At 63.4% G+C, this 3,918-nt stretch carries 4 protein-coding genes; all 4 read left to right on the top strand.

Translation table 11 applies throughout. The annotated features are described in order from the left end of the window. On the top strand, positions 1-733 hold a 733-nt coding region (locus tag EOC06_RS42150; RefSeq protein WP_245469459.1), incomplete at its 5' end, for an FMN-binding glutamate synthase family protein. Between the two features lie 62 nt (positions 734-795). Then, positions 796-2,103 (top strand): type III glutamate--ammonia ligase, encoded by a 1,308-nt coding sequence (gene glnT / locus EOC06_RS10375; protein ID WP_024502590.1) that lies wholly within the window; start codon positions 796-798, stop codon positions 2,101-2,103. A gap of 94 nt (positions 2,104-2,197) precedes the next feature. Then, positions 2,198-3,451: a sarcosine oxidase subunit beta family protein gene (locus tag EOC06_RS10370; RefSeq protein WP_127270293.1), complete on the top strand. Its 1,254-nt coding sequence runs from the start codon at positions 2,198-2,200 to the stop codon at positions 3,449-3,451. A 17-nt stretch (positions 3,452-3,468) separates the two neighbouring features. Continuing rightward, positions 3,469-3,744 carry a sarcosine oxidase subunit delta gene (locus tag EOC06_RS10365; RefSeq protein WP_128307685.1) on the top strand — a complete coding sequence of 92 codons (276 nt, stop codon included), beginning with the start codon at positions 3,469-3,471 and terminating at the stop codon, positions 3,742-3,744. The last annotated feature ends 174 nt before the right edge of the window (positions 3,745-3,918 follow it).

Below are 3,918 nucleotides of genomic sequence, written 5' to 3'. Positions count from 1 at the left end.
CTCCCGCCATCCCGACTGGACCGGCCCCGACGATCTCGAGATCAAGATCCTGGAGCTGCGCGAGATCACCGACTGGGAAAAGCCGATCTACGTCAAGGTCGGCGGCGCGCGGCCCTATTATGACACAGCCCTTGCCGTGAAGGCCGGCGCCGATGTCGTCGTCGTCGACGGCATGCAAGGCGGCACGGCCGCGACCCAGGAAGTGTTCATCGAAAATGTCGGCCAGCCGACGCTTGCCTGCATCAGGCCGGCGGTGCAGGCGCTGCAGGATCTCGGCATGCATCGCAAGGTGCAGCTGATCGTCTCCGGCGGCATCCGCAACGGCGCCGATGTCGCCAAGGCGCTGGCGCTCGGCGTCGACGCGGTCTCGATCGGCACGGCTGCCCTTGTCGCGCTCGGCGACAACGATCCCCGCTGGGAGGCGGAGTATAACGAGCTCGGCACCACGGCCGGCGCCTATGACGACTGGCACGAGGGGCGCGACCCCGCCGGTATCACCACACAGGACCCGGAATTGATGAAGCGGGTCGATCCGGTGGCTGCCGGGCGCCGGCTGGCGAACTACCTCAAGGTGATGACGCTGGAAGCGCAGACCATCGCCCGTGCCTGCGGCAAGAACAGCCTGCACAATCTCGAACCCGAGGACCTCGTCGCGCTGACGATCGAGGCAGCCGCCATGGCCGGCGTGCCGCTGGCCGGCACCAACTGGATACCGGGGAAGAACGGCTTCTAATCAATGAAGGGCCGAAGCCCGCATACTCTGGGGCCAACAATCGACAAAAATGGGGAACTAGCGTGGCAACTGATCTTGCAGAATTCGCAAGGGCGAAAAACGTCAAATATTTCATGATTTCCTACACTGACCTGTTCAGTGGTCAGCGTGCCAAACTGGTGCCGGCACAGGCGATATCAGACATGCAGAAGGACGGCGCCGGCTTTGCCGGTTTCGCCACCTGGCTGGATCTGACGCCAGCACATCCCGACATGCTGGCGGTGCCGGATCCGGACTCGGTCATCCAGCTGCCGTGGAAGCCGGAGGTTGCCTGGGTCGCGGCCAACTGCATCATGGACGACAAGGAGGTCGACCAGGCGCCGCGCAACACGCTGAAGCGGCTGATCGCGGAAGCCGCCAGCGACGGCATGCACGTCAAGACCGGCGTCGAGGCCGAGTTCTTCCTGATCTCGCCCGACGGCAAGACGATCTCCGACGAATACGACACGGCCTCAAAGCCCTGCTACGACCAGCAAGCGGTGATGCGGCGCTACGACGTCATCGCCGAGATCTGCGACCACATGCTGGCGCTCGGCTGGGGCGCGTACCAGAACGACCATGAGGACGCCAATGGCCAGTTCGAGATGAACTGGGCCTTCGACGACGCGCTGGCGACCGCCGACAAGCACTCGTTCTTCAAGTTCATGGTCAAGTCGATCGCGGAAAAGCATGGCCTGCGCGCGACTTTCATGCCCAAACCCTTCCAGGGCCTGACCGGCAATGGCTGCCATGCCCATATCTCGGTCTGGGACAAGGCAGGCAAGACCAACGTCTTCGCCGACAATTCGATGGAGCTCGGCCTGTCGGCCAAGGGTAGGAACTTCCTTGGCGGCATTATGAAGCATGCCTCGGCACTGGCCGCCATCACCAATCCGACGGTGAATTCCTACAAGCGCATCAACGCGCCGCGCACCATTTCGGGCGCGACATGGGCGCCGAACACAGTGACCTGGACCGGCAACAACCGCACCCACATGGTGCGCGTGCCCGGCCCCGGCCGCTTCGAGCTGCGCCTGCCGGATGGTGCGGCCAACCCCTATCTCCTGCAGGCTGTCATCATCGCCGCCGGCCTCGACGGCATCCGCTCGAAGGCCGATCCCGGCAAGCGCTACGACATCGACATGTACCAGCATGGGCACACGGTGAAGGGCGCGCCGAAGTTGCCGCTCAACCTGCTCGACGCGTTGCGCGAGTTCGACAAGGACAAATCGCTCAAGGCGGCGCTGGGTGAGGAATTCTCGTCGGCCTACCTAAAGCTGAAGCACCAGGAATGGAATTCCTATGCTTCGCACTTCACGCAATGGGAGCGCGACCACACGCTGGATATCTAAAGCATCGGACCGAAAAGTGTGTAGCGATTTTCGGACGAATCCGATGCTTTAAGAAAAGTCCCCAGCGCGGTGCGAGCGACCTCGGAATGAACTGATGAAATATTCTATCTTCTCGCTCGCCCGCGCCGCCCTGTCCGGCCACAAGAACTGGCAGCGCACCTGGCGCGACGCCACGCCGAAGGATCGCTACGACGTGGTGATCATCGGCGGCGGCGGCCACGGACTTGCCACCGCCTGGTTTCTCGCCAGCGAGTACGGCATCAAGAATGTCGCCGTACTCGAAAAAGGCTGGATCGGCTCCGGCAATGCCGGCCGCAACACCACCATCATCCGCTCCAATTACGGCCTGCCCGGCAACACCGGCTTCTACGAATTGTCGATGAAGCTGTGGGAGCGGATGGAGCAGGACCTCAACTACAATGCGATGGTCAGCCAGCGCGGCGTCATCAACCTCTACCACTCCGACGCACAGCGCGACGCTTATGCGCGGCGCGGCAACACCATGCGCATCAACGGCATCGACGCCGAACTGCTCGACCTCGCTGCCGTCAAGAAGATGATCCCGTTCCTGAACTTCGACAATGCGCGCTTTCCGGTGCAAGGCGGGCTCTTGCAGCGGCGCGGCGGCACGGCGCGGCACGATGCGGTGGTCTGGGGCTATGCCCATGCGGCGAGCGAACTCGGCGTCGACATCATCCAGAATTGCGAAGTCACCGGCTTCGTCAGGGACGCCAATGGCAAGGTGACCGGCGTCGAGACGTCGCGCGGCAAGATCGGCGCCGGCAAGGTCGGCATGGCTGTTGCCGGAAGTTCGTCGCGCGTCGCGGCGATGGCCGGCCTGCGCCTGCCTATCGAAAGCCATGTGCTGCAGGCCTTTGTCTCCGAGGCGATCAAGCCGCTCATCCCCGGTGTCATGACCTTCGGCGCCGGCCATTTCTACGTCAGCCAGTCCGACAAGGGCGGCCTCGTCTTCGGCGGTGACATAGACGGCTACAATTCCTACGCCCAGCGCGGCAACATGCCTGTGATGGAGGATGTCTGCGAGGGCGGCATGGCGCTGATGCCGATGATCGGCCGCGTGCGCCTGCTGCGCCAGTGGGGCGGCATCATGGACATGTCGATGGATGGCTCGCCGATCATCGACAAGACACCGGTCGACGGGCTCTATCTCAACGCCGGCTGGTGCTATGGCGGCTTCAAGGCGACGCCGGGCTCCGGCTTTGTCTTTGCCCACCTTCTGGCCCGCGATGAATCGCACGAAGAGGCCGCACGGTTCCGCCTCGACCGGTTCCGGACTGGTGCGATGATCGACGAAAAGGGCCAGGGCGCCCAACCGAACCTGCATTGAAGGCGGTCTAGAACAGCATGCGCATTGTCTGTCCCTTCTGCGGCGAACGCGAACTCGGCGAGTTCACCTATCTCGGCGACGCCAAGCCCGTACGGCCCGAAGCCGGCGCCTCGGAAGACGAGGTCTTCGACTATGTCTATCTGCGCGACAATGTCGCCGGCGCGACCAGCGAATACTGGTACCATGGCGGCGGCTGCCGGGCCTGGCTGAAGGTCACCCGCAACACGCTGACGCACGAGATTTCCGCCGTTGAGCCGGCGGCTGGCGTGGGTGCGAGGCAGGTCGCGAAATGAATTTTCTTGTGCAAGTCAGCGCCGCCCCTCACCTGCCTGCCGGCATCCTCTCCCCGTATAGGGACGGGGAGAGGGCCGCTGGCTGCAACCTGGCCGCTATTCCTGCAACGTTGAGGATTGGCGAAATCTTGGACGAGAGCGTCCTTCTCCCCGTCACTATACGGGGAGAAGTGC

The sequence above is a fragment of the Mesorhizobium sp. M7A.F.Ca.MR.362.00.0.0 genome (assembly GCF_004023175.1).
Classification (GTDB): Bacteria; Pseudomonadota; Alphaproteobacteria; order Rhizobiales; family Rhizobiaceae; genus Mesorhizobium.
Note: the sequence above shows the minus strand (reverse complement) of the source record. Positions and strands in the feature narration are given on the sequence as shown.

Excerpts from the sequence above, each read along its gene's own strand:
- EOC06_RS10370 (WP_127270293.1), top strand. The coding sequence starts at position 2,198 with ATGAAATATTCTATCTTCTCGCTCGCCCGCGCCGCCCTGTCCGGCCAC.
- EOC06_RS10365 (WP_128307685.1), top strand. The coding sequence starts at position 3,469 with ATGCGCATTGTCTGTCCCTTCTGCGGCGAACGCGAACTCGGCGAGTTC.